This is a genomic window from Actinopolyspora lacussalsi (assembly GCA_030803735.1).
GTDB lineage: Bacteria > Actinomycetota > Actinomycetes > Mycobacteriales > Pseudonocardiaceae > Actinopolyspora > Actinopolyspora lacussalsi.
In genome coordinates, this window is the sequence record JAURUC010000001.1 from 4572448 (window position 1) to 4598385 (window position 25938).

General features: G+C 67.7%; 22 protein-coding genes. 12 read left to right on the top strand and 10 right to left on the bottom strand.

What is annotated here, in order from left to right:
• Window positions 1–115: 115 nt before the first annotated feature.
• Window positions 116–2692: a sigma-70 family RNA polymerase sigma factor gene (locus J2S53_RS20380; RefSeq protein WP_456242336.1), complete on the bottom strand. Its 2577-nt coding sequence runs from the start codon at window positions 2690–2692 to the stop codon at window positions 116–118.
• 367 nt (window positions 2693–3059) lie between these two features.
• On the opposite strand from J2S53_RS20380, the gene J2S53_RS20385 reads away from it, so the two are divergent.
• Together J2S53_RS20385 and J2S53_RS20390 are read left to right on the top strand one after the other, a co-directional pair.
• Window positions 3060–3851 carry a hypothetical protein gene (locus J2S53_RS20385; RefSeq protein WP_456242337.1) on the top strand — a complete coding sequence of 264 codons (792 nt, stop codon included), beginning with the start codon at window positions 3060–3062 and terminating at the stop codon, window positions 3849–3851.
• A 108-nt stretch (window positions 3852–3959) separates the two neighbouring features.
• Complete coding sequence (locus tag J2S53_RS20390; protein WP_456242338.1) at window positions 3960–5144, top strand: 5-(carboxyamino)imidazole ribonucleotide synthase; 1185 nt, start codon at window positions 3960–3962, stop codon at window positions 5142–5144.
• Window positions 5145–5773: 629 nt separating this feature from the next.
• Here the strand turns inward: J2S53_RS20390 and J2S53_RS20395 are convergent.
• The gene (locus J2S53_RS20395) at window positions 5774–5974 is read right to left on the bottom strand and encodes a hypothetical protein (protein ID WP_218120187.1); all 201 of its coding nucleotides are present in this window, start codon (window positions 5972–5974) and stop codon (window positions 5774–5776) included.
• Window positions 5975–6148: 174 nt separating this feature from the next.
• On the opposite strand from J2S53_RS20395, the gene J2S53_RS20400 reads away from it, so the two are divergent.
• From J2S53_RS20400 to J2S53_RS20410, 3 genes are all read left to right on the top strand, one after another.
• Window positions 6149–7036: a helix-turn-helix domain-containing protein gene (locus J2S53_RS20400; protein WP_456242339.1), complete on the top strand. Its 888-nt coding sequence runs from the start codon at window positions 6149–6151 to the stop codon at window positions 7034–7036.
• The gene (locus tag J2S53_RS20405; protein ID WP_456242340.1) at window positions 7023–7220 is read left to right on the top strand and encodes a DUF397 domain-containing protein; all 198 of its coding nucleotides are present in this window, start codon (window positions 7023–7025) and stop codon (window positions 7218–7220) included. The genes J2S53_RS20400 and J2S53_RS20405 overlap by 14 nt, the downstream gene beginning before the upstream one ends.
• 304 nt (window positions 7221–7524) lie before the next feature.
• A complete protein-coding gene (locus tag J2S53_RS20410; protein ID WP_456242341.1) occupies window positions 7525–7986 on the top strand; it encodes a DUF2599 domain-containing protein in 462 nt (153 codons plus the stop codon).
• A gap of 68 nt (window positions 7987–8054) precedes the next feature.
• Here J2S53_RS20410 and J2S53_RS20415 read toward each other — a convergent pair whose 3' ends face one another.
• Window positions 8055–8969, bottom strand: coding sequence for a DMT family transporter (locus J2S53_RS20415; protein WP_456242342.1), 915 nt, complete (start codon window positions 8967–8969; stop codon window positions 8055–8057).
• Between the two features lie 74 nt (window positions 8970–9043).
• On the opposite strand from J2S53_RS20415, the gene J2S53_RS20420 reads away from it, so the two are divergent.
• The 5 genes from J2S53_RS20420 (at window position 9044) to J2S53_RS20440 (ending at window position 13966) form a co-directional block, all read left to right on the top strand.
• On the top strand, window positions 9044–9967 hold the full coding sequence (locus tag J2S53_RS20420) for a LysR family transcriptional regulator (protein ID WP_456242343.1): 924 nt from the start codon (window positions 9044–9046) through the stop codon (window positions 9965–9967).
• A gap of 136 nt (window positions 9968–10103) precedes the next feature.
• Window positions 10104–10595 (top strand): 5-(carboxyamino)imidazole ribonucleotide mutase, encoded by a 492-nt coding sequence (gene purE, locus J2S53_RS20425; RefSeq protein WP_456242843.1) that lies wholly within the window; start codon window positions 10104–10106, stop codon window positions 10593–10595.
• Between the two features lie 123 nt (window positions 10596–10718).
• Entirely contained in the window at window positions 10719–11915 is a 1197-nt protein-coding gene (locus J2S53_RS20430; protein ID WP_456242344.1) for a DUF262 domain-containing protein, read from the top strand.
• Window positions 11908–13035 (top strand): DUF3696 domain-containing protein, encoded by a 1128-nt coding sequence (locus J2S53_RS20435; RefSeq protein WP_456242345.1) that lies wholly within the window; start codon window positions 11908–11910, stop codon window positions 13033–13035. The genes J2S53_RS20430 and J2S53_RS20435 overlap by 8 nt, the downstream gene beginning before the upstream one ends.
• A 16-nt stretch (window positions 13036–13051) precedes the next feature.
• Window positions 13052–13966: a hypothetical protein gene (locus J2S53_RS20440; RefSeq protein WP_456242346.1), complete on the top strand. Its 915-nt coding sequence runs from the start codon at window positions 13052–13054 to the stop codon at window positions 13964–13966.
• A 28-nt stretch (window positions 13967–13994) separates the two neighbouring features.
• Here the strand turns inward: J2S53_RS20440 and J2S53_RS20445 are convergent, their stop codons facing one another.
• The 4 genes from J2S53_RS20445 to J2S53_RS20460 all read right to left on the bottom strand — a co-directional run bounded on the left by J2S53_RS20445 (window position 13995) and on the right by J2S53_RS20460 (window position 19202).
• Window positions 13995–14780, bottom strand: a complete 786-nt coding sequence (locus J2S53_RS20445) for a thioesterase family protein (RefSeq protein ID WP_456242347.1) — start codon at window positions 14778–14780, stop codon at window positions 13995–13997.
• 64 nt (window positions 14781–14844) lie between these two features.
• Window positions 14845–15576: a TIGR03089 family protein gene (locus J2S53_RS20450; protein WP_456242348.1), complete on the bottom strand. Its 732-nt coding sequence runs from the start codon at window positions 15574–15576 to the stop codon at window positions 14845–14847.
• 190 nt (window positions 15577–15766) lie between these two features.
• Window positions 15767–17236 carry an LCP family protein gene (locus J2S53_RS20455; RefSeq protein ID WP_456242349.1) on the bottom strand — a complete coding sequence of 490 codons (1470 nt, stop codon included), beginning with the start codon at window positions 17234–17236 and terminating at the stop codon, window positions 15767–15769.
• A 235-nt stretch (window positions 17237–17471) separates the two neighbouring features.
• A complete protein-coding gene (locus J2S53_RS20460; RefSeq protein WP_456242350.1) occupies window positions 17472–19202 on the bottom strand; it encodes an LCP family protein in 1731 nt (576 codons plus the stop codon).
• A gap of 264 nt (window positions 19203–19466) precedes the next feature.
• On the opposite strand from J2S53_RS20460, the gene rfbB reads away from it, so the two are divergent.
• The gene (rfbB, locus tag J2S53_RS20465) at window positions 19467–20441 is read left to right on the top strand and encodes a dTDP-glucose 4,6-dehydratase (RefSeq protein ID WP_092974813.1); all 975 of its coding nucleotides are present in this window, start codon (window positions 19467–19469) and stop codon (window positions 20439–20441) included.
• A gap of 284 nt (window positions 20442–20725) precedes the next feature.
• Window positions 20726–21637 carry a dTDP-4-dehydrorhamnose reductase gene (gene rfbD / locus J2S53_RS20470; protein WP_456242351.1) on the top strand — a complete coding sequence of 304 codons (912 nt, stop codon included), beginning with the start codon at window positions 20726–20728 and terminating at the stop codon, window positions 21635–21637.
• A 47-nt stretch (window positions 21638–21684) separates the two neighbouring features.
• Here rfbD and J2S53_RS20475 read toward each other — a convergent pair whose 3' ends face one another.
• From J2S53_RS20475 to J2S53_RS20485, 3 genes are all read right to left on the bottom strand, one after another.
• Entirely contained in the window at window positions 21685–22173 is a 489-nt protein-coding gene (locus tag J2S53_RS20475) for a VTT domain-containing protein (RefSeq protein WP_456242352.1), read from the bottom strand.
• Window positions 22174–22303: 130 nt separating this feature from the next.
• Entirely contained in the window at window positions 22304–23398 is a 1095-nt protein-coding gene (locus J2S53_RS20480) for a glycosyltransferase family 4 protein (RefSeq protein ID WP_456242844.1), read from the bottom strand.
• Complete coding sequence (locus J2S53_RS20485) at window positions 23379–25865, bottom strand: glycosyltransferase (RefSeq protein WP_456242845.1); 2487 nt, start codon at window positions 25863–25865, stop codon at window positions 23379–23381. Before J2S53_RS20485 ends, J2S53_RS20480 begins: the two co-directional genes overlap by 20 nt.
• Window positions 25866–25938: the final 73 nt, after the last annotated feature.

A 25938-nucleotide genomic window follows, 5' to 3' on the forward strand; every position in this document is an offset into this window, starting at 1 on the left:
CGCCACGCACGTGAGTTCCCTCCGGTCGAGTGTCACACCTCATGGCCTCGGAGCCTCCGGGGCGTCGATTTCTCGCGAAATCGCCGCGCCGGATCGGAGCACGGCCACGGTGGGCTCAGTCCGAGGCTCCGACGTAGGGCAGCCCGTCGAGGAAGTTCTCCAGGTCGAACCCGGACGAGTCCTCGCTGTCCGAATCATCCGGATTCCGCTGCCCGCCGCCCTCGGAGGGCTCCGGCGGTTGCGACTCCGGTTCCTCGGTGGCTTCGGGCGGTTCGGGGCCGCTCGTTCCCTCGTGTTCCGTCGTCGGCGGTGTCGGCTTGTTCGTGTCGGATCCCGGGGAGTCGGGAGCGGGGGAGCTCTCGTGCGGGGAACCGCCGGACTGCCCCGCGCCGTTTCCGTTCGGGGCATCCGGATCGGTTCCGGGCTCCGAGCTCGGGTCGGGCGGTCCGCTGGGACCGGAGTTCGCCGGTTCCCTGCCGTTCTCGGAGCCCTGCGGGACACCACTGTCCGAGCCGTCATCCGGCCTGTTCGGCCGTTGCTCGGTGCTCGTCGATTCGTCCGGCAGATTCCAGTGCTCCGGCAGTTTCCAGTAGTCCGGCAGCCGGGACCACCACTGCTCCAGGGTGACTCGTTCGCTGTCGCGGGCGTCGGCCAGTTCGGCGCTGACCGTGAGCCGGGTCGGACGCGACCACTCGGCCGGCGACTCGTCGAGCAGCCCCTCCTCGGACAGCGGGCGGGCGGACAGCCAGCGGGAGTCGCACAGCCACACCGCGAATTCGGTGGTCTCGGTGGGCCGCAGGCGCTCCGAGCAGCGCACCGTCGAACCCGCGCGTTCGCATCCCGAGGGGATCGTCACCGCTCGGGTACCCTCCGGAAGTTCGAACACCACCCGTGCCGTTCCGGTGGTGTCCCCGGTGTTGCGGGCGTGCGCGCGCACTCGCGAGCCACTCCAGGGAAACGCCCCGCTCCAGCTGTCCGTCGTGAGTGCTATGCCCGGTTCGGTGCTTGGCTTCACCCGGACACGCACCTCGGCCAGCGAGAGCGAGAGCCCGCCCGCGCTCGTGATGTTCACCGTCACCTCACCGCTGCGCGCGGTGCTGTCCGCGCGAACCCGGAAGTCCAGCGGCAGCTCCTCGCCTGCCCGCAGCCCGCGTTCGGTGGTGCAGGTCATGGAGCGACCCTCGGAAACGCAACCGAGGCCGGGACCGGTCCCGTTCGAGCCGGACACCGCGGGCTCGGCCCGGAGCACCCCGCCCGCGCTGTTCCCCGTGCTCGCCGGGACCACCGCGTTTCGCGCGCTCGCCGAACGTGCTGTCACCCATGCCGGTTCGGTGCTCGCGGCCTCGCTCCCCGAGTTCTCGGCGGCTCCCGAGCCGTCGGTCACGCCGGGGACACGGGCGCTGATCCCCCTCGGCAGCGCGAGACGCACCGTGATCGGTTCGGAGATTCCCGTCCCGTTGTTGCCGATCGTGATGGGCAGCTCGGCGGGATCACCACCCGCGATCAGGTGCACCGGTTGTCCCGGCCCGGACGCCACGAGGTTCGGCTCCCCCTGCTCGGGTTCCGGCGGGGGAGCCTTCTCGGGAGGTGGGCTCGGTTCGGGGGAAGGTCGTGGCTCGGAGGGCTGCCGCGTCGGCTGCTCCGGTGCGGGCGGTTCGGGGCGCGGCGGGGGTTGTTCCGAGGTGGGGGGCGCCGCGGCCGCGGGATTCGGTTGTTGACCACCCGCCGCCAGGCCGAGAGCCACCGCGACGACCATCGCGGCGGTCGAGGCGGTCGTCCCCACGATCTGCCGGGGCAGTGAGCTCGCCGCCCCGACAGCACCGGCGGCACCCGTACCTCCCGCACCTCCGGCGGTGATCCCGGCAGCGGCGGCCGTTCCCGAGTTGCCCGCCAGATACCCCGCCGCGCTGGTGCCGAGGACGAACGGCGCGACCACCAGCCGCAGACCGCCGTTGACGTCGCCCAGCTCGGCGGACAGAGCGCGACAGCTCGTGCAGGAGTCCAGGTGCGTGTCCACCTGCGCGGACTCCCGTTTGGACAGCCCGCCCCTGGTCCACTGGCCCAGCCGCTCGACGGTGGCGCGGCACTGCTGCGACTCCGCCTCGTCGGATTCCAGCTGCCCGAGGTGGACCTGCAGGTATGCCTGTCGTAACCCCTCGCGCGCCCGGTAGGCCAGCGCCGAGACTCCGTTGGATGTCAGCCCCAGGACCGGGGCCACCTCGGACGGTGACTCGCCCTCGATCTCCAGGTGCCACAGCACCGTCTGCCAGCGTTCGGGCAGCCTGTTGAACGCCTGCGCGGCCAGTGAGCGTTCCAGACCCGCCACCGCCGTGTCGGTGAACGGCACGCTCACGTCCGCGCCGTCCTCGGTGCCCACGTCGGCCGAGTACCGCACTCTGCGCTCCTTGCGGGTGCGGTCGTAGGCCGTACGGCGGACCGCCGTGAGGAGGTAGGCCCGGAACGCCGTGTTCGGCCCCTGACCGGAACGCAGTCCGGTGAGTACTTTCGCGAACGCCTCGGAAACGAGGTCGTCCGCCTCCGACGAGTCGTTGGCCACCTGGCGAGCCATGCTGTGGGCCGCGACACTGTGGCGCTCGTAGAGCACTCCGTACGCTGCGGTGGAACCTCCGCGAACGGCTTCGATCAGCTCGTTGTCACCCGCGTCCTCGAACTCGTTCGGATCCGTGCCCACGCCGTACGCTCCCCTCGGTGTGTGTCGATGACGGCTCGCGGCGTGTCCGCGGCGTGATCAGCACTGTACTCAGCGGTTATTGTGATCGAACTCTCCGGGTGAACGCTATTCGAATCACCGTCACGGACCACTCCCCGGGACGTCCCCACGGCGGGGAGTCACCAGAAGGGGAGGAAGAATGGAACCTTCGAGGGAGCAATCACCCGAACAGCCGAGGTGTAGCGGGGAATCGAACGACCCCGGAACGGCGCAACCGTGGGATTCGAATCCTGGGCAAGGCGGTTCGGATCCGGGGCAGCGCGGCGCACGGGCGATCCCGTCCGGTCGCGCGACGAGCGTCGCGGGCGGGGCGGAACGTCACCGCGCGTTGCGGTCCCGGTGGCGTGGCGCGACGCTGGCCTCCGGCTGGCCGTTTCCCGGCGACTGGGCCTGTCCTGCGGTCGACCGGGTGTGCGAGGCCGTGATAAGCGGCGACGATCCGGGGGACGCGGTCGACGAGCTCGCGGCGCAGCGGGCGGATTCCGGGATCGGGCTGGACGAGACCCTGCTGGACCTGGGAGTGCTGCACGCCGTGCTCTCGCGGGAGGACACCGGCACCGCCCTGGTCAGCCAGGAGTGCGACGACGTCCCCACGTGGTTGCTGCGCCGCGCCGCGCTGGCATGGGCCGACGTGGTCGCGGGACGCTCGGCGGCCCGCGAGGTCACCGACGCGCTGACCGGGTTGAGCACGCTGTCCTACCTGCGGATGCGGCTGTACGAGGTGTACCGCGAGACCCGGGCCGCCGGAGCCGGACCGGCGACGTCTCCCGGACGGGACAGCTACGCGCTGCTCGTCGTCACGCTCCGGTTGCCGGGGGACGATCACCGGTGGGCGCGGCTGATGGCGGTGGTGCTGGCCGCCGATGTGCTGCGGGACGTGTTCGACGCCGGTGAAACCGTGTCACTGCTGCGCGATTCCACACCCGTGGTGCTCACGCGGGACGACACGTGGCTGGCGGAACGTTGTTCCCGCGCCGAGACCGCGATCAACGAGCGCGTGCTGGCCGACCCGGAGCTGGCGCGGGCACTGGACGACTCCGGCAGCGCCGTGCGAATTCGCCGGTCGCCGCTGCCGACCGAGTACTCGCGGGCCTGTGAACTGCTCGACTCACTCCGCTGAGTCGCTGATCGCGTTGTCGAACCCGCGGCGGGGGAGTTGCGGCGGGGGAGTTGCGGTGGGGATACCGACGCTCGGTCCGGTCCCCCGAACGGGTAGGCTATCCGGGCTGTGGACCACCGCACTGCAACTCCCGTCGTCGGCATGGTCGGTGGCGGTCAACTCGCGCGCATGACACACCAGGCTGCCATCGGCCTCGGTCAATCGCTGAAGGTGTTGGCGGCCTCCCCGGACGAATCGGCCGCACTGGTCGCGCCGAACATCGAGATCGGCTCGCACACTGACCTCGCCGCGCTGCGCACGTTCGCCGAAGGCTGCGACGCCGTCACGTTCGACCACGAACACGTCCCCAACGAGCACCTGCGGGCGCTCGCCGCCGAAGGTGTGGCGGTGCACCCCGGGCCGGACGCGCTGCTGCACGCCCAGGACAAGCTCGTGATGCGACGCAAGCTGCGTGACCTCGAACTGCCGGTACCCCCGTTCGCGGAGGTCGGCAGCGTCACCGACGTGCTGGAGTTCGGCGCCGCCCACGGTTGGCCCTGCGTGCTCAAGACCGCGCGCGGTGGGTACGACGGCAAGGGCGTGTGGGTGCTGGACACACCGGACGGCGCGCGCCGCACCACCGCCGAACTGCTCGATGCCGGGGCGCCGCTGATGGTCGAGCAGCGGGTGGCGCTGCGCAGGGAACTCGCGGTGCTCGTCGCCCGCTCGCCGTTCGGGCAGGGGGGTGCCTGGCCGGTGGTGGAGACCGTGCAGTCCCAGGGCATCTGCGTGCGAGTGCTCGCCCCGGCGCCCGAGGCCTCCGAGGAGCTGACGCAGCGGGCGCAGGACATCGCGCTGCGCATCGCCGACGAGCTGGGCGTGGTCGGCGTGCTCGCGGTGGAGATGTTCGAGACGGCGGACGGTCTGGTGATCAACGAGCTGGCGATGCGACCGCACAACTCCGGCCACTTCAGCATCGACGGCTCGCGGACCTCGCAGTTCGAGCAGCACCTGCGGGCCGTGCTGGACTACCCGCTGGGTACCACCGAGCTGACCGCGCCCGCCGTGGCGATGGGCAACATCCTGGCCGCCCCCACCGAGCCGCGGATGAGCGTGGACGAACGGGTGCATCACCTGTTCGCGCGTTTCCCCGGGGCCAAGCTGCACCTCTACGGCAAGACCGAGCGGCCCGGGCGCAAGGTCGGCCACGTAAACATGCTCGGCGAGCGGATGGACGAGGTCAGCGAGCGGGCGCGGCTGGCCGCGCACTGGCTCGCGCACGCCGAGTGGCCCGATGGTTACTCCATCCACTGATGGATACCGTGTTGGACCCGCTCCTCGACGTGGTTGGTTAGCCGGCACGTGAGTCGGCGCCTTGCCGCGTTGGGCCGGCTCTTGAGTAGCGACCTACGCGGCGAGCGGCCCGGCCTCGCAATGCATCCGACTCACGCACCGGGACCCATGCGCTGCTTACCCGCATGACGGGTGTGCGGAAGCTGCGGCTCTGGATTGCGCAGGGGCGTCGCTTGGCGGAACCTCTGGCACGGCTCTCGCTGCGGGGAGGCCCGACATCGGGTAGCGATACACAACGTCGGGCCTTCCTCGCGAGAGCCGCACCGGAGAACCCGCGGCGGTGCCGACCGCGAGGGTGGTGGTTCGGTCTGCGGGAGTGGTCGGAGTTCGGCACCGGGGCTCGCGCCCACCGGCGCGGCGATTTCGCGAGAAATTGACGGGGCTGGGGCCACACCGCCGCACTGGGGCGTCAATTTCGCGAGAAATTGACACCGCCCGGATGGGAACCGCCCTACGAACATGGGGAGCTCTCTACCAGCGGCGCGGCGATTTCGTGGGAAATCGACACCCGGGCCGAGTGATGGCGGCATCGGTTCGGCGCTGGGAGTACCGAAGAGATCCCGGCCCGGTCGTCGTTCGAGCGGGAGGAATCAGCCGTGCCGCTTCCGCCGGAGTTCGTGGAGTGCTTCGGTACCTTCGCGCAGTAGGTTGCTCAGGCCCTCCTCGGTGGTGACGAGTTCAGCGCCCGAACCCTGCCCACCGAGTTCCATTTCCACCACGTCGCCGCACACCGCGTAGCGGATCGGACCGTCGTCCACCTTGATCCACGTGCCCATGCTGACCCCGTTCATCACGGCTCCTCCCGGATGGGGTGTATCGATCTGCTCTACTGGTGATCTGGATCATCCAGCTAGATGTTGATGCTAGTTTTGTTACCGTAACAGGACAACACGCTACGAAAACACGTTCGGGTGGTGATGCTTTTCTTGGTGCGCTCGACGTGGGGATAGCTCGAAGGAGAAGCGTTGACGACCTCGCCTTTTCTGAACTCCAGTCCGATCCTGTTGCGTCGTTGGCTCGGCATGGGGCTGTTCAATCTCAGACAACATGCAGGTGTCGGTCAGGATGAAGCCGCAGCGCGCCTCGATGTTCGTCGTCAGACGATCGGGCACTATGAATCGGGTCGGAACTTGCCTTCCGTCGGTGATCTCGAAGCGTTGCTCGACATGTACGGAGCGAGCGACGAAACCGAGCACTACCGCGCGCTGCGTGATGGAGCTCGGCGGGGCGAGAACTGGTGGCAGAAGGTTTCGCAGATCCCCTCGTGGTTCGATCACTACTTGGGACTGGAGTCGGGTGCGGTTCGGATCGATGCCTTCGCGCCGACCTTTCTCCCAGGGCTGTTGCAGACGAAGAGCTACGCCCAAGCGATGTTCAGTGCGGACTCCGCATATGCGGAGAACTCGACACGGCAGCTGATTAGTCTTCGTTTGGGGCGACGTCACATCTTCGAGCGAGAGTCCCGTCCCGCGCATCTGCGCGTGGTTGTGGACGAGAGCGTCCTCTATCGGAGACAGGGCAGCGCGGAGGTCATGCGTGAGCAGTTGAGTTCCCTGCTTAGCGACATGGAGCATCCCCAGATAGCCCTACGAATACTTCCACTGGACGTAGGAGCTTTTGAGGGGCAACTCGACTACCCATTCAAGCTCCTCTCTTTTCCTGAAGAAATGGTCGGTGACCACGGTGTGGTCTTCGTCGAGTTGTTGGGAGACGCACGCTACTACGAGGAGGAAGGTGAGATCGAACTCTACGAGCAGGCTATGGAGCGCTTGTTCGATGTTTCGGGATCTCTGTCAGACTCCAGAGAGTTGATTCAGCGAGCTGTGAAGGAGTTGTCGAGTGAACGCGGGTGATGCGCTGTGGAGCAGCGTATGGCGCAAGTCCAGTTTCAGCAGGCCACAGGGCGACTGCGTGGAGGTGGCCGGATCTTCCGGAGTGGTTGGTGTGCGGGACAGCAAGCGGGGTGATTCCTCGCCGGTGCTGGTGTTCGACCCGTTACGGTGGCGCGAGTTCGTGGCAGCACTGCGAGATGGTTGAGCCCTTCCCCGCGTAACCTTCATTCGGTCCGGCGGCTGCTCCGCTCTTTCCGTGGTAACCGGATCCGATGAGATTCGCGCGTGAACCGGTCCGATGTGGCGAACGTGGTTTTCCGTGCGATTCGGACTTGTTAGAACCACCGGCGGTCATCGAGTGTTACGAGTGATCGCTGTGAGTCTCGAACGTCCTCCGAGGCTCGTGGCCGTCTCCCCGAATCGGAGACGGCTCAATCCGGCGACTCGCTTCCGTGCTCGACCGACATCGGTGCAACACCGCGTCCGCCGAAAGCGTGAGGAGCGTAAAGATGCTCGGATCCACCGGGACCGCCCGCGCGACGAAACGGTTCGCGCTCGTCGCCGTCACCACGCTGGCCGTCACACTGCTGGGTGCGGGACCGGCCGCGGGTCAGGCACAAGCCGCCCCGCTGCCACCGGACCAGGGCTGGCGTTCCTGCGGCAGCCTGCTGATCAACAAGGCCTCGGTGGACAACAGGGGCGACATGTTCAAGGTCAACATGGTTCCGTCGCACGCCCTGCGCGTCCCCCATCCCTCGGTCGGGGCTGCCTGGGGCGATCTGCGGAACTGCGTGACCTTCCCGAACCTGGACACCCTGCGCCAGCAGTTCGACTGCCACGCCGCGTTCGGGCGCAAGGAGCCGGAGTGGAACATGGAGTCCGACCGCTTCTCCAACCCGGACTGGAAGACGGACAACCCGACGCGGCACAAGTGCAACTGGGGCAGCAGTGACGGTGGCGGCTCCTCCTGATCGAAGTTCGCCGTTCCCCCGGGCCGTCGCGGCCCGGGCAGCCGCGGATCACTGAAACGCGTGGTGCGTCAGGAGCGCACTCGACGACTGGTGAACCAGACCGTCCCCACCACCAGTACGCACCCCAGCAGTTGCCACCACGTGGGTGATTCCCCGAGCAGCAGCACTCCCCACAGCACGGCCAGCACCGGTTGCAGCAGCAACAGGGTGCTACCGACGCTGCTCGGCACCCGAGGCAGCGCCGACCCCACCACCAGCAGGCCCGTTACCTGCGATGATAGTGCGAGCGCGGTCAGCCATCCCAGGGCGGGCCAGCCTACCGCCAGTTCCACGCCCTGCCACGGTCCGCCGAGCAGCAGCGCGGTGGCGGCGGCGGAGGCGGAGGCGAGGCAGACCGGCGAGAAGCGGTGCCTGGCGTGCCGCGTACCGCCCAGTCGCAGCAGGAAGAGGTAGCCGCCGTAGGCCACTCCCGAAGCGGCTCCCATCAGCGCGCCATAGGCGGGGGCATCGCCGAACGCTTGGCTGTCCGCTACGCCGCCCACCAGCGCCACCCCGGCCAGCATCACCGGTGTGGCCAGCAGGAAACCCGTCGAGAGTCGTTCCCGGGTGATCAGCAGCGCCAGCATCGGTGCCGCCAGCACCTGGACGTTGTTGAGCACCGTGGCGATGCCGGTGCCGATGTTGATGATGGACTCACCCCACAGCACCAGGTCCAGTCCCAGGAAGAACCCCGCCAGCAGATCCAGCGCCTGCCACCGGAAAGCCCGGCCGCCGAGTCGACGCCGTTCGAGCAGTGCCAGCGGAAGCAGCACCGGCAGGGCGAGCAGGCAGCGGAAGAAGGCCGCCGTGCCCGCGGTCGTGCCGGAAAGCTGCATGAACAGCGCGGAGCCCGACAGAATCGTGGCACCGATCGTCAGTACCAGTCGTGCGTCGGGGGCGGTGGTGCGTTCGGCAGGACGTCGTTCGGTGTCGGGGGCGCTCATGACTTCAACGATGCGGGTCGAAAATATTCAGCACAATCGAATGTTTCTGGTCGGAATTCGGTAGTATCACTTCCGTGTTCAACGTGGAACGACTCCGTGCGTTGCACGCCGTCGCAGCGCACGGCTCCGTGGCGCTGGCGGCCTCGGTGCTGCACGTGACTCCCTCCGGGGTCTCGCAGCAGCTCGCCAAGCTGGAACGTGAGGCAGGACACCAACTGCTGGAGCAGCACGGTCGCGGCGTCCGCCTCACAGCCGCGGGTCACGTGCTGGCCAAGCACGCCTCGGAGATCCTCTCGCGGATGTCGGAGGCGCAGTCCGACCTCGACGGCCTCAGCGAGGAGATCCTCGGCCCGCTGCGCATCGGCTCGATCTCCACCGTGCTGCGAGCGGTGGTTCCCGGTGCGTTGAGCGCGCTGCACCGCAGGCACCCTCGACTGGAGGTGACGCTGCGCGAGGGCGAGGCGGAGGAGACCCTGCCGGCTCTGGTGGGGCGCGAGCTCGACCTGGCGGTGTTGGAGAGCTGGGACAGGCTGCCCGCGCAGCTGCCCGCCGAGGTCGGCTACCGCAGGTTGTGCACCGACACAGCCGACGTCGCGCTGCCGGAGCAGCACCGGCTCGCCCACCGCACCACGGTCTCGCTGCACGAACTGGCCGACACGCCGTGGGTGAGCTGGGCCACCGGGACAGCCTGCCACGAGTGGTTGGTGCAGACCCTGCGGGCCCAGGAGTTCGAGCCGCGCATCACCTGCAACGTCGCGGGGTATCCCACCCAGCTCGAACTGGTGGCGGCCAATCTCGCGGCGGCGCTGGTGCCCAGGCTGGCCCGCGATTCGGTGCCCGGCGGAGTCGCCGTGGTGCGAACCAGGCCGGTGCTGCAGCGGCAGGTGCTCGCCGTCTGGCGTACCGATTCCGAGCGTCCGGCGATCCGTGCCTGCGTCGACGCGTTGGCGACCGTTACCGAGCAGCAGACCCTTGCGGCACCGCAGGACCACCAGTAGCAGCTCCACCGCTGGTTTCCACCGCTCGACCGAACTCGCGTCCGGGCATCTAGGCTCAGCGGGAAAGCGATTTCGACGACCTCGGGAGGAAGCGTTGGTGGAGTCCGACGAGCGGACGCCGCTGGTGGGCCTGGTGATGGGCAGCGATTCGGACTGGTCGGTGATGCGCGAAGCGGGGGAGGCGTTGCGCGAGTTCGACGTTCCCTACGAGGTGGGCGTGTACTCGGCGCACCGCACTCCGCAGCGGATGCTGGACTACGCGGGCGGTGCGGCCGACCGCGGGATCCGGGTCGTCATCGCCGGGGCGGGCGGTGCCGCTCACCTTCCTGGCATGGTCGCCTCGGCCACCGTGCTGCCGGTGATCGGTGTTCCGGTGCCGCTGAAGTACCTGGACGGGATGGACTCGCTGCTGTCCATCGTGCAGATGCCCGCCGGTATCCCGGTGGCGACCGTGTCCGTCGGTGGCGCCCGCAACGCCGGGCTGCTGGCCGTACGCACGCTGGCCGCCGACTCGGGAGAGCTCGGTGCGCGCCTGCGTGACCGGATGAGCCGGTTCCAGGACGAGCTGGAGACCAAGGTGCTGGACAAGGACTCCGCGCTGCGTGAGCGGGTCGATGGGGGAAGCTGAACGAATCGAACCGTACGAATCGGTTCCCCGATCCGGTGTTACGGACACCGATCGTTCGTCGTACGTGCGAACATCGGTTGTCGTGAATCCGATCGGAACCGAGTTGAGGAACTGCGACGGTGCATGGTGGATGCGATGAACTCGCCCGCTTCCGGTCATCAGACCACGTGGGGCGAACCCGGCTACGGACCACGACTCGATTCGGGAGGTTACAGCCAGGAACTGGACCAGGAGCGGGAGAGTGCCGAGGATCGGATTCAGGAGCCCTTCGATCCGGAGCACATCGACGTGCGCACGCGCAGCATGACGATCGATCTCCTGCTGGCGAGGCTCAGAAGGGGTGTCCTCGACCTGACTCCCGATTTCCAGCGGCGATCCGATATCTGGAAACCGGAGAACCAGAGCAGGCTCATCGAGTCGTTACTGTTGCGTATCCCGCTTCCGAGCTTCTACGCGGCCGAGAACGAGGACGAAACCTGGGCGATGGTCGACGGGGTACAACGACTGACTACGATAGCTCGTTTCATCCAGCCGGAAAGTATCGGCAAGGAACCGTTGAGGCTGCAGGGCCTGGAGTACCTGAAGTACGACGGATACACCTACGAAGACCTTCCGGGGCGATTGCAGACCCGCTTGGTCGAGACCGAGGTGCTGATTCACCTGATCGGAAAGACCACTCCGGAAGAGGTGAAGTTCAACATCTTCGGGCGAATCAACACAGGGGGTACGCCGCTCAGTCTTCAGGAGCTCAGGCACGCTCTGATTCCGGGAAGGGCACGCGACCTGTTGGCCGAACTTTCCGAATCCGAGAGCTTTCAGCGTGCTACCCGGGGCAGTGTCAACGATGCCAGGATGTCCGACCGCGAGATGGTTCTCAGGTTCCTCGCGTTCAGCATCACGGATCTGAGTGAGTACACCTCCAACAACCTCGACGCCTTCCTGCAGGATGCGATGAAAAAGCTCAACCACTGGAGCGAAGAGCGAATCGAGGGGCTGAAAAAGGACTTCGAGGTCTCCATGAGTTCGGCCATGGAGATATTCGGAGAGCATGCGTTCCGCAAGGCTCTTCCCGGTCAGCACGGCAGAAATCCGATCAACAAGGCCCTGTTCGAGACGATCTCGGTGAGCCTGGCTAGGCTTTCCGAATCGGAGCGTCGTGCGCTCGCCGAGCGCAGGGAGAGGGTGGTGGCTGGTCTCGGTGAGCTGCTGAACGAGAGGGAGTTCAACGAATCCGTTTCGGTGGCGACGGGATACCCGAAGAGGGTACGTACGCGTTTCCGGGGAATCATGGACCTTTTCGTCGAGGTGATCGATGGTTGACCGGGTCGAACTCACCAACTTCAAGGCGTTCCGGCAGACTGTTGTTCCGCTGGGCGAGCTGACTCTGCTGTCCGGACTGAACTCGGCCGGTAAGAGTACCGTGATGCAGGCGCTGGCTCTGCTGCGCCAGTCCTACGTGTCCGGAACTCTCGTGGACGATGACCAGACCGGGCTGCTGCTCAACGGCGACCTGGTCGGCTTGGGCACCGGCAGGGACGTGCGCCACGAGGACTACGTTTCGGCCGGCCCTCACGGTGAGGGAATCGTGCTTGGCCTCAAGGAGGGCGGAACCGAGTACAGGTGGAACGCCTTCTACGAGCGGGAAAGCGACCTGCTGGAGCTCGAACCCACCGACGTGAGCCACGCTGAACTGTCCGCACTGTCCCTGTTCGGTAAGGGGTTCCAGTATCTCAGAGCGGATCGAATATTTCCCTCGGTGAGGTATCCCAGGTCGCACGACGTTGCGATTCGACGCGGCTTTCTGGGTGCGCAGGGCGAGCACACGGTCAACTACCTGCGTTATCACCAGGACGACATCGTCGAGAACGAGTCACTGCGTCACCCCCGGGCCACCTCGGCGACACTGCTGGCACAGACCGAGGCCTGGCTGCGGGAGTTCTGCCCCGGCGTCAACCTGGAAGCCGAGGAGATCACCGACACCGATTCGGTCAGACTCGGATTCCGGTTCGGAACCGCTGGGCTGTCCTCGTCCAACCGTTACCGGCCGACGAACGTGGGTTTCGGACTCACCTACACCCTTCCGATCGTGGTGGCCTGTCTGACCGCCGGTTCCAACGGTCTGTTGCTGCTGGAGAATCCCGAGGCGCACCTGCATCCACGCGGCCAGACCAAGATCGCTTTCCTGGCATGTCGCGCCGCGACCGCTGGGAGCCAACTGATCGTGGAGACGCACAGTGACCACGTGCTCAACGGAGTCCGTATCGCCGTGAAGCGTGGTGAGATACCCGCTTCATCGGTCAGGTTGCACTACTTCCGCCGGCGGGACAGCGGCGACGTCGACTTCGTCAGCCCCGTGGTGAGTGAGGACGGGATGCTCTCGCAGTGGCCCGAGGGTTTCTTCGACGAGTGGGACGAGTCCTTGGACGCTCTACTGGACTGAACAGGAACTGGGGATATTGCGCGTACTGTTGTTCTTCAACGAGTTGTCCTGCGTGATCGAGTCGGATGAGTCGAGGATCGACGCTTGTATGGTCGACTTCGTCGAACTCATCCGGATAGCACGCAAGAAGCGCAGGGATACCGCTCTCGTGACGCCTTCCCCGCTCAAGGATATGGAGCTGGGGGACGGATACCACGTACGCCAGTGGATCAACAAGGCGGAGAACCGGGACAGATGGCGTCTGCTGCAGAGCGCCCGCAACATGTCTCCGGTTTCCTCGGCTTTACGGGAATCGGCTTCGGGGGAGGTCGAGTACAGCCACCAGGGGCGCTCGGCGGAAGCCCTGGGTGGAGCTCACCTCACCGACAGCCTCGCTGTGAGTCTCGCGACGGATAGTTCCTGGCGGACTCCTTGGGTAGTGGTGGATCGGACCCAGGCGATCGAGGACGTCGACGGTTCCTTGGATTTGGAGAAGGGAACTGTCGAGGTCCGGCACGCGGCTACCCCGACGGAACTCCGTCATCACGAAGAGTGGTTGGCCTGCTCCGGGCTGTCCGGAATAACAACCGGAAGGCAGCTCTGGGACGCGGGAGCGGACTTCTTCCCGAACCTGAGGTTTCTGGGACGCACCAAGAACGATTTGGAACAGCTCGAGGGGCACAGACTGCGAGCTGTACGTGACCGGTTGCTCGAGTTGGAGCGGGCCACCGCCGAATGGCGTCCGGAGTCCACCCACCAGCCCGCCTGGAAGTCCAATGTGACGCCGGAGAGTTCCAGTCGAAAATCCCGCTGTGAGTTTCAGGACGCGAACGGCATCACACGGACTTTCGACATGCACGCCCGGTTCACGCCGGGGGCGGGAAGGGTGCATTTTCGCCTCGTCCCCGAAGAGCGCGTGTTGGAAATCGCCTATATCGGGTCCAAACTCTGAGTTCCAGCGGTGTTCGACATGGGCCACGTCAGCCGAGCTCGTTGACGAGCACCGCTTCCTGGGCCGTGCCGATCGGGCCGTAGGTGTCGAACAGCCGCGCTCGCGCCACCCCGATGCCGCTGGTCTCGACGTCCCGACGGATCTCCATGCCGAGCCATTCGCCGGCCAGCTCACGATGCAGGTAGCAGGTGATGTCGGTGTTGATCCAGGGGCCGAACAGCTCGCCGATCGGGCTGGCCGCGCTGATGCAGTCCACCAGGGTGGCGGTGTGCACCAGCGGGGTCATCGGCTCGGCCGGCAACAGCGGCACCGGCATGCGCATCCATACCCTGCTGGCGTCCGGACTGCTCTGGTCGTCGATCCACCGCACGTCGACCACGTCGTGCACTCCCCAGCGCAGCCCGAGCTCGGGAGGGATCAGCGATCCGTCGGCGATCCCGTCCGGGCCCGTGAACGGCGGAACCGACGTGGAGTTCGGCCCGTCCAGCTCGCTGCGCCGCAGCAACTGGGCGGTCGCCCGGGTGAGTGTCTCCTCGCCCCTGCTCAGCTCCGCTTCGATCACCTGGAGGCGTTTGCCCGACCGCAGTGTGCGGGTCGAGACCACCACGTGTTCACGGGGGACCGGCCGCATCAGGTCGAAGGTCATCCGGGCCACGAACAGCTCGGGATCGGCCGCCGCGCGCTCGATGGCGCGTGCCAGCAGTCCCGCCACCGGGCCGCCCCCGGTCAGCTCGCCCCAGGGGTTTCCAGCGGCCTCGGTCGGGACGAATCCGGTTCCGTCGGTCTCGAACAGCGTCCGCGTCGTATCTGACACACCCTGATGCTACTTGCGAGTAATGCAAATTGCGAGACGTGTCGGATCCGGTTTCGTCGTCCCGTCAGCTCTCGGCGCCCAGCTCCACCGTGATCTTCTCGTCGGAGCGCCGCTTGTCCAGCAGCTCGGTGTTCCCGCTATCCGGCAGTCCGGTGAGTTGCACCAGTGATGCCCGCGCGGCCAGTACGGCCAACAGACCGTCCACCGCCCCGTCCGGAAGCCTCCAGTCCAGTGTGGAAAGCACCCGGTCCTGCTCGCCGATGCCCGAGTTCGCGGCACTCCGCCGTGCCGCCTCGATCACTTCGTCCACGGTGGAGTCCAACAACGCGGGGGTGTCTCCGGGAACCGGCAGCAGCGGGCTGAACTCGTCACCGCGTATCCGCACCTCGGAGGCGTAGTCCAACACCTTGTCGTCGAGTCCCGCCACGGATCCCCCGAGAGCGTCCAGCCCCACCGCGACGACGGTGTGCGCTCCGCTGCCCTCGGAAACCCGTTGCCCCGGCACGAACGCCGCCTCGGCTCCGGCAGGGGAGTCCGTCACGCGAGCACCGCACCACCAGGCGCCGAGCAGGATCCCGGCGGTCTGCCAGTGGGCGGGCAGCCGAACGGCCACCGACATACCCGGTTCGAGGTCGAGTTCCTCGGTAAGCCAGTTGGCCGTTTTCGCGGCCCAGTTGCCCACCGTGGCGCGGGAGAGCTCGATCCTGCCTCCCGTGGCCTCGTCGTAGTGCGTGATCAGCGGACGCGCGGATCCGTTGGTAAGCAGGGGTGACAGCAGGGTCGCGGTGACGCTCATGGGGGCAGGGTAACCCACCAGGGAGGTGCCTACTCGATGATCGCTACTCGAGGTGCCCTCCAACGCAGCAAGGCGCCGACTCACGTGACGGCTACCCGACCGGCTACGCAAAGTTCCGTTATGAGTTATGAGAGAGCTGCCCCGGAAGGGAGTCACGCGCTCTCCGCCGTGCCGGGGAGGGAAGCCGTCGTCAGTGGACGCAGGGAATCCCTTCAGCGGTGATCTCCCGCTGCGTGGATACCGCCGGAGCGGCCCGCACGCCGTCCAGCCGTACCAGCGGATTCCCCGTCATCCGATGCGTCGGTTCGGTCGAACCGGGTTGGGAGGGGGTGGAGCCGGGTTGCTGCTGGGTCGAACCGGGTTGGGACGACGCGCCGGGTGAACCGTTGTTCGAGTCCGAAGTGGTCCCGGCGACGTCGTGGCCGAAGTCCGCGACGAACTCGTGCACCCGTTCCTCGTCGACACTGACGATGCTGCGTCCCGCGGAGTTGCGCGCCGTGGTGTCCTCGACCGGGATGGTCACGAAGCCGATGTCGCCGGAGGCCAGTGACTGCATCCTTCGCACGAAGTCCAGCACTCGCCAGTCGTTGTCCAGCACCACCGACTTGCGGGCCGCGGCCATCAGGTCGCGGAGCTTGCCGGTGTCCGTCAGGGTTCCGCTGGAGAGCACCTTGTCCGCGACGGCGGCCATGAACACCTGCTGCCGCACGATCCGGTCCAGGTCGCCGTTGGGCAGGCCGTGCCGCTGCCGGACGAACGAGAGCGCGTCCCCACCGGAGATCGTCTGCTCGCCCGCGGGGAACTCGGCGCCGGAGTTCTCGTCGCTGGTCGCGTGCTTCAGACAGACCCTCACCCCGCCGAGTGCCTTGGTGACCTCGTAGAACCCCAGCAGGTTCACCTCGGAGTAGTGATCCACCCCGACGCCCGTCAACGACTCCACGGCGCTGGTCAACGCGCGGATCCCCGCCCGCTTGGACCGTTTCTCGATCTCCGCGGCGGTGTGGTCACCGGTGGCGCGCAGCTCGTCCTCCCTGGCGGCCTTGGTGAGCCCGTAAATCCCGTTGATCTTCCTGGCCTCCCCATCGCGCTGTACCGCCGTGTCGCGGGGTATCGAGATGGCGGTGGAGGCCGTTCCGTCGTCGGGCACTCGCAGCAGGATGATCGTGTCCGTGTTCAGCCCGCTGGCCGACTCGGTGCGCAGCATGTCCAGCACCTCGTCCGGCAGCGGGTTGCCCTGGGCATCGGTCCGGCTGTCGCTGCCCACGAGCAGGATGTCGGTCGCGGTGTCCTCCGGCATCCGCCGGGCCGAGTCACCGCTTCGCAGGTCGACCTTGTTGGACTGGTTCTCCAGCATTCCCAGCGCGGCCCAGCCCAGTCCGGTACCGGCCAGTGTCACCACCGAGGCGAGTACCAGCAGGGAACGCATCGTGATCCGGACCGTGCCGCGCAGCACACGGCTGCCGCGGCCACCGGCGGTTGCCGTTCCCCCGACCGAGGTGGCGGCCTCGGGAGCATTCGAGGCCGCCGCTTTCCCGCCGGTGTCCGAACCGCTCTCCGTCTCGTTCTCCGGGAGGCCCGAGTCCGACTCCGCCTTACCGGACGCCCCGGCCTCGTCGCGCGGCTCCTCCGACGACGTCTCGTGCGTGTCGGGCTCGTCCACTTGGGTCCTCCTGGAAAGCGGCCGTTTTCCCTTCGGTGGTCACGTCGGGGCCGCGACACGCCACACCGCACTCGGGACAGTGGCGCACACCGAACTCCGGATCAGCGTGTGGAACCGGGAGTCCAAGGTTAACGTGCGAAGGCCGAGCTCATGTGAGGATATTTCGATTATCGTTGCCGTGTCGGCATTGCTCGCCGGATCGCGGCCGACCACGGTATCCGTCGAAACAGTTCGGTCAGTTCACGCAGCGAACTCCTCCCGCCGTGATCGGCTGTTCGTCGGTGCTCGGGTCGGTTTCCGAACCCTGCGCCCGCGCCGTGCCGTCCAGCCGCACAGCACCTTCGCCGGTGAACCGGCGGGTGCCGGGGCCGGTGTAGTCGTCCCCCAGATACACCGAGACGGTGCCCGCTGCCACGTCCTCGCCCGCTTCCACCGGTACGTCTCCCAGGTCCGAGGCGGCCAGCTTCGCGGCCCGCTCGGTCCCGGAGGTGTAGCGCACCACCGAGTCCGACATCATGCTCTCCGCGTTGGCCGCGACTCCGCTGTCGAACCCTTGATCGGCGAGGTCGTCCAGTACGCGTCCGGCCAGGCCCGAAACGCCCGAGGCGTTGTAGACGTTGACCTCGGTGTCGGCGCGCAACTCCTCGGCCTGCTCGGCATCCTGTTGCGCCTGTTCGCGCTTGCGCTGTGACAGCAGCAGGTCGTCGACGAACCGTTTCACCTCATCAGGGTCGGCGAGCAGTCCCGAGCTGGGGCCGTCCATCTCCACGGGGATGGTGTAGAACTCGATGTCACCGGCGGCCATTCCCTGCATCTGCTCCGCGAAGGACAGCACGTCCCAGTTCTTGTCCAGTGTGATCGAGTCCTGCAACGCCTTGATCAGATCGTTCAGCTTGCCGGGGTTGCTGAGCATGTTCGCCGAGAGCATCTTCTTGGCCAGGCCCGACATGAAAACCTGCTGTCGCACTATCCGATCGAGATCGTTCCGGGGCAGCCCGTGCCGCTGTCGGACGAAGGCCAGCGCGTCCCCCCCGGAGAGGGTGTGGACCCCGGCGGAGAAGTCGGCACCGGAGTACGGGTCGTCCACCGGGTTCTTCAGACACACCTTGACGCCACCCACCACTTCGGTGAGCTTGTGGAAACCGAGCAGGTTCACTTCCGCGTAGTGTTCGATCGTCACGCCCGCGAAGTCCTCGATGGTCTCCATCAGGAACTCCTTGCCGGCCTTCTCGGACAAGCTGCTCAGTTTCTTCTCGTCGGTGATCCCCTGCGCCTCCAGCTCCTCCCGCTTCGCCACGCGCTTTCGGTTCAGCGCGGAGTTGAGCTTGTGCTCGCCGAACTCGCCCATGTCGACCATGGTGTCGCGCGGGAAGGAGACCGCGCGGGCGCGTTTGCTGTTGTCGGGGATCCGCAGCAGGATCATCGTGTCGGTCAGGTTCCCGCCCCCTTCGCTCGCGCGGAGTTCGCGCAGCACCTCGTCCGGAAGTGGGTTGCCCTGGGCGTCGGTGCGGCTGTCGTTGCCGATCAGCAGGATGTCGGTGGCGCCGTCCGGCGAGTCGCGTTCGTTGTTGATGTCGATGTTGCCCCGCAGGCCGGAATCGAGCTGACTCACCTTGCCCCAGCCGTAGCCGGTGGTGCTCAGCACGACGAGCGAGAGCAGCAGCACCAGAATCCGGGGAGCGATCCGGGCACGGCCCCCGCGACCACCTCCCCGGCCGCCTCGCCGGTCCCACACGTCGTTCGGCGGCGGGGGCTGTCGGGAGTCACGCGGTTGGCCCTGTCGCTGTTCCCGCTGGCTACCGTGCGTACTTCTCGTTTCGTGCTGCCGTCCCGGTCGTGCGGCGGAACGCCCTCCGGCCTCGGGACGCCTGCCGTCAGCGCGGTCGCCGGTGTCGCGGAGCCGGCGGGAATCGGGCCTTCCGGCGCGCCCGCTCGGGCCACCCGCTCGTCGTGGCCGGTTGTTCACGCCGAATCCCCCTTGAGCTCTGAGCGGGGCAGTGCCGTCGGCGGAGGTCCGCCGTCCTTGCCGCTGTGTGTAGGTTAACGCTGATCACGGCAGTACGTGGTCCGTAGCGGGAAAAAGTGGCCTATACCCTTCCGGGGGACGTATGGCGTTCACGTTGGGTTGCGTATCAGCTGAGTTCACCCGCCGAACCGCATGGCAGACTCGAATGGCCGCGGCGGCCCCGGGCTCGTGCCGCGGACGGAACACCGTGATGGGAAAGGTGCCATGAAAGTCCTGGTCACCGGCGGAGCCGGTTTCATCGGTTCGCACTACGTGCGGCAGCTGCTCACGGGCGGGTATCCGGCTTTCGACGGTGCCGAGGTAGTCGTCCTGGACAAGCTCACCTACGCGGGCAACCCCGAGAACCTGGCCGAAGTGGCCGATCACCCCCGGTTGCGGTTCGTGCGGGGCGATGTCCGCGATCCGGAACTGCTCGCGGAGTGGCTGCCGGGGACCGACGTGGTGGTGCACTTCGCCGCCGAATCCCACGTGGACCGTTCCATCACGGCGGGTGGCGACTTCGTGCTGACCAACGTCGTCGGAACCGAGAACCTGCTGCGCGCGGCGGTATCGGCCGAGGTCACCAGGTTCGTGCACGTCTCCACCGACGAGGTCTACGGCTCCATAGCCGAGGGCTCCTGGTCCGAGGACCATCCGCTGGAACCGAACTCGCCGTACTCCGCCTCCAAAGCCGGGGCGGACCTGCTGGCCAGGGCCTATCATCGAACCCACGAACTGCCGGTCTGCGTCACACGCTGCTCCAACAACTACGGCCCCTACCAGTACCCCGAGAAAATGATCCCACTGTTCGTGACCAACCTCCTGGACGGCAAGGAGGTTCCGCTCTACGGCGACGGTGGCAACGTCCGCGACTGGTTGCACGTGGCCGATCACTGCAGGGGGATACAACTGGTAGCCGAATCCGGTGAGCCGGGCGAGGTCTACAACATCGGCGGCGGTACCGAACTGAGCAATTCCGAGCTGACTTCCAGGCTGCTCGAAGCAGTGGGTGCGGACTGGTCGATGGTGCGGCCGGTGACCGACCGCAAGGGGCACGACCGCCGTTACTCGTTGCGCCACGACAAGATCAGCACCGAGCTCGGCTACAGTCCCACGGTTTCGCTGCGGGAGGGGCTCGCCGAGACGGTGGAGTGGTACCGGCGGAACCGTGCCTGGTGGGAACCGCTCAAGCACGCCTGACGGCCGAGCACACCCTGCCGTCCCCGCTGCCGAAGCCTTCCGCATGGTTTCCCAGAAGTGGGATTTCGCCGGTGCTCCCGGCGCGGCAGCGCCGCAACGACCACCTACGCGGCTCGACCACCAGCGGGTTCTCTCGTGTGTGCTCTCGCGAGTACGGCCCGACGTGGCGTAGCTACTACTCGATGTCGGTCCGCACGGAGCGAGAGCCCGCGAGAGGTTCCGCCACCCGAGTTCCGCCGAAACCGAGTTGACAAGAATCCCTCCGAACGACGAGGAGAAAGTCGATGCCGCCACCCGCACTGCTGATCCCGGGAGGACGTGGCCAGCTCGGCGCCGACCTGGCGGCCGGTCGGGGCTCGTCGGGGCTGCTGCACGCCCCCGGCTCCGCTGAACTCGACATCACCGACTCCGGGATGCTCGCCGACGCGGTCGACTCGTTCGCCGACGCCGCGAGCGACGCGGGGCTGCGGCCGGTGGTCATCAACCTGGCGGCCTACACCGCGGTCGACGACGCCGAGTCCGACCGCGCGACGGCGGAGCGGGTCAACACGCGCGCTCCGGCCGAGCTCGCCAAGCTGTGCCGTGACCGCGGGATGCCGCTGCTGCACGTGTCCACCGACTACGTTTTCGCCGGTGACGCCGTCGAACCCTACGAGCCGACCGACGAGACCGGCCCGCGAAGCGTGTACGGCAGTACCAAGCTGGCGGGTGAACAGGCCGTGCTGGCCGCTCATCCCCGCGCCTGGGTGGTGCGCACCGCGTGGCTCTACGGCGCGCGGGGAGCGAACTTCGTCAGCGCGATGGCCCGGTTGTGCGCCGAACGTGAGACCGTCTCGGTTGCCGAGGATCAGATCGGCTCACCGACCTGGACCGTCGACCTGGCCAGTGGGCTGCTGGAACTGGCCGACTCGGTCGCGCGTCGGGACGAGCCCGCGGCGCGGGTGCTGCACTGCACCAACACCGGCAGCGTGAGCCGCTACGAGTTCGCCAGGGCGGTCTTCGAGGAGCTGGGCGCCGATCCCGACCGAGTGCGTCCGGTCACCACGGCCGATGTTCCCCGGCCCGCACCCCGGCCCGCGTTCTCGGTGCTGTCCGATCGGCGGTGGACCGAGGGCGGTCTCACTCCGCTGCGGCACTGGCGAGAAGCGCTGCGCGCGGCTTTCGAGCGGCACGGTGCCGTCTGGGGCGCGAGCTGAGTTCCGGGCACACGCGGGGCTGTCGCGGCCGTGACGGCTGATCGTGCTCAGGAGGGTGGAGCACCCGCCAACGGGGTTCCGAACCACAGCAGTTCCGGAAGCGCCGCCAGCAGGCAGAATCGTGCCACTCGGCCGGTGGCGGCGCTGGGCAGCCACACCGGCCACGGAACTCGCAGCATCCCGGCCGCTAGAACGACGGCGGCGAACGGTGGCACGCCGATCAGGCCGCTGAGCAGCACCGTGCTCGCCCCGACGACGGGGTGTCGTCGGCACAACTCGCCCAATCGGCGCGGCCATCGCCACCCCTCGCGGCGATCGTCGCGGTTCAGCAGCCTCGGCAGCCGTACGGCACCCCGAGCGGCGAGATAGTGCACCGCCTTGCCCAGCAGCTGTCCCACCGCCGCCACCGGCCCCAGCACCCACCACGGTGGGCCGTGCTGGGTCAGCACCACCGAAACCAGGTACACCTCGGCGCTGAACACCGGTACCACCGCGGTACCCGCGCTCATCGCGAACACGCTCAGCGCCCAGAGCACCGTTCCTCCGCGAAGCGGATCCACCCGGTGTCCCGCCGAACCGTGCCGACACCCGGGGTTCACTACTGACCACCTTCGGTGATCCTATCCGGCCCGAAGTCGTCGCGGTGCCGAATGTCGTGAGATCCAGTCAGGACCGCGCCAGTCGATAGGCCCGCATCGTGGCTTCGGCGCATCCCCGCCAGGTGAACCCGGCGGCGTGCCCGCGCGCCGCTTCCCGGGATTCGTGGTCCTCGGCCGACTCCACGGCCCGACGCAGTGCCGCGCGCAGTGCCGTGGCACGTCCGTACGGAAACAGGTGGGCGTGACCCGCCGTTACTTCACGCAGCGCGGCGATGTCGCTGCACACCACGGGAACTCCGGCGGCCATCGCCTCCAGGACCGGCAGACCGAACCCCTCGTCGCGCGAGGGGAGTACCAGTGCGGTGGCACCCGCCACCACACCGCGCAGCTCCTCCTCCGGCAGATAGCCGGTGCGCGTCACGCGCTCGGACGGCAGCGGGTTCTCCCCTCCAGTGCCGCTCGGACCCGCCACGACGAGTGGCGGCAGCGTCGGATCCAGTGCTTCCAGCAGTGTGGACAGTCCCTTGCGTGGACCGTCCTCGCCCACGAAGAGCAGGTAGTTCTCCGGCAGTCCGTACTGTCGCCGTACCCGCGGGTCCGGTGGTCGCGACTCGAACCACTCCGGATCCACCCCCAGCGGGGTCACCACCGTGCGCCGCGCACTGATCCCGAAACGTGCCACGACACGCTCGGCGACCGCCGAGGTCGGGGTGCACACCACCCTCGCCCGTCGCACGGAGCGGGCCACCAGTCTCTCCCGTCCGTCACCGCTCACCCCGTTCGCGGATGTGTCCAGGAAGTCGAGATCGTGAACCGTGACGACCCCCGGCGTGCGTACCGTGGCGGGCTGTACGAAGTTCGTGCCGTGCACCACGTCGCCGCGCCCACCCAGTGGTTCGATCGGCGGGAACTCCGAACGCGACCAGCACGCCGCCAGCATCCTGGCGGGAAGCGGCGGGCCGATCGCCCGGGTTCCCGCCGGGGCCGCCCCGCGCAGCGCGTACCAGCCACGAGCGGTCAGTCCCAGCAGCCGCACCCGTGTCTCGGGAAGCTCGGCCAGCGCCTCGCTCAGGCGGGCGGTGTAGCGCCCGATCCCGGTGCGCGTTCCCAGCAGTGGAGTTCCGTCCAGCACTATCCGCACGTCAGGAGTTTCCCCTGCCACGCAGCCGTTGTGCGGCGACTCGTCGCAGCCTGCCCGCCGCACGTTTGGTGACCTCGCGTATCCCGCCCCGATCCAGGTACTCGCGCAGCAGTCCGACATCCTCGCGCAGCGCCGCCGTCCTCGACTTCCGGGGTGTTCGCGTCAGCGGAGCACTGGCCGGTAGGCGGTCCGGAGCCGGACGCGGATCGCGGCAGAACTCCGTCAGCGGTCGCAGCGCCGTCTCCCAGGTGAACCGCTCGCGCACCCCGGCGATCCGCTCCTCACACCCCTGGATGAACGGCTCGTCGTAGAGCACCCGTTCCAGGGCGTTCGCCAGGGCATCCGGATCCTCGGCGGGGACCACCACGCCGAGCCGCTCGTCCCGCACCAGGTCGGCGAACGAGTCGCCGTCGGTGGTGACCACCGGCAGCCCCGCCCAGAGGTAGTCCAGCATCCTGGTGCGGAACGCGAAGGTGGTCTCGACGTGTTCGAAGTGCGTGGTGACTCCGCAGTCGGCGTCCAACAGGTAGTTCTGGCGCTGCTCGTACGGAACCCAGGTCTCGTTGAAGAAGACGTGCTTGTCGGTGAGCCCCAACCGATCGGACAGTTCCCTGGTCCGGTCCGCCATGCCCATCTCCGGGACGTCGGGATTGGGATGCCGCATCCCGAGGAAGAACAACCGCAGTTCGGGGTGGTGCTCCGACAGCCGGTGCACCGCGTGCAGCAGGGTGAGCGGGTCGAACCAGCTGTAAACCCCACCCGCCCACAGCACGATCTTGTCCTCGGCCCCGATGCCCTCCCGCTGCCCGCGGATGCCCGGCCCGGTGCGAGTCGGCGGCCTGTTCGGCAGTCCGAACGGCACCACCGAGATCATCGATCGCATGGTCGGATCGTCGTCGTAGACCGAGGGCGTGATTCTGCCCAGTGCGGCGAGGTGGCCCAGCCAGAAGTGCCGTTGCCGCTGCGAGGCGCAGAGGAAGAAGTCGCCGCGCCGCAGCTGCTTGTTGAGCACCTCGGTGGTGCCGCGCAGATCCGCGTCCCTGCGCTGCTCGTCGGTGTCCCTGCCCTGCTCCAGCAGTTCCAGGTGCATCGGATCGTAGATGTCGCAGACGACGATCGTGCCGGAGTCCTGCCGCCGAAGCGCGGGCACCATCTCCAGCACGTGCCCCTGCACCACCACGATGTCCGCCCAGTCCACGTGCGACGGCAGGTCGCGCGGCGCGGCGCGCAGCACCGTGAAGTCCGCATCGACGGGGGCGACCTCGGCGTTGACGCTGATCAGCCGCACCTCGTGCTCCACGGCGAGCGCTTCCGCCGTGTGCCAGGCCCGGATGGCGGGACCCGCCATCCGTTCGGTGATCGCGTCCCCGGTCAGCACCGCGATCCGGCGCGAGCCCCCGAAGACGGTTTCCAGTTCGAAGGCCTCCACCAGCGCGTCGTGCGCCGCGAGGTAACGCGGTAGCGGATAGGCGGGTTCCATCGCTTTGCGCAGCAGCGGAACCAGGTCGGCGTCCGAGCGGACCCGCTCGCGCTGCTCGACCTCGCGGGCGCGGTTGAACTCGGGCAGCAGATCGACGAACCGGTCGATGGCCAGCACCCCGGCCAGGGCCTGTCGGTCGACGGGGACGGGTGTTTCGTCCTCGCGCGGATCGGCGGGCCTGCGGTCCAGTTCCAACTGGTGCGGATCCAGTTCGCCGCGCGCGGTCGACCTGCGCACGCTCAACGCGAGCGCGGCGGGCAGCGCACGCGCCAGGGTCGCCTCGGAGACGTTCTTGTACAGCGCGGCCAGGGCGTTGCGTTCCAGCAGGTAGTGCTCGCGTGCCGAACTCACCGCGGCCATCGACTCGTGGTGCCGGTGGTAGGCCACCGAGGTCGGTTCGTAGCGCACCCGCCAGCCGCGCAGGTTCAGCCGCCACCCCAGGTCCACGTCCTCGTAGAACATGAAGAACCGCTCGTCGAACCCGCCGAGCGCTCGGAAGAGCTCGGCGCGCACGAACAGCGAGGAACCGGTGCCGAACAGCACGTCGCGGGCGCCGTCGTGACTGCCGTCGTCGAGCTCGCCCGCGTGGCGCTTGTAGCCCATGCCGAACCAGGTCAGCCCCCCGTCGACGAAGTCGATCCGGCTGCCCTGCCAATCCAGCACCTTGCCCGCCACGGCCCCCACCGTCGGTTCGGCTCGCAGCACCTCGACCGCCGCGCGCGACCACTTCGGGTCCGGTACCGCGTCGTTGTTGAGGAACGCCAGCACGGTGCCGTTCGCTTCCCGGGCTCCCAGGTTGCAGCCGCCCGCGAATCCCAGGTTCTCCCGGGAGGTCAGCAGTTTCACCCCGTCGAGAGCACCGAGCCGTTCCGCGTTCTCGGTCGAACTCTCGTTGTCCACGCAGATGAGTTCGAGTCTGTCGGGTGGGTAGTCCAGTTCCCGTGCCGCGTTCAGGCAGGTGATGGTGCTCTCGGTGCCGTGGTAGTTGACGGTGATCACCGACACCATTGGCAGCTCGGCACTGTTCCCGGGGTCAGCCACGTCCACCAGACTGCCCTATCGGGTGAGTACCGCTTCGCGC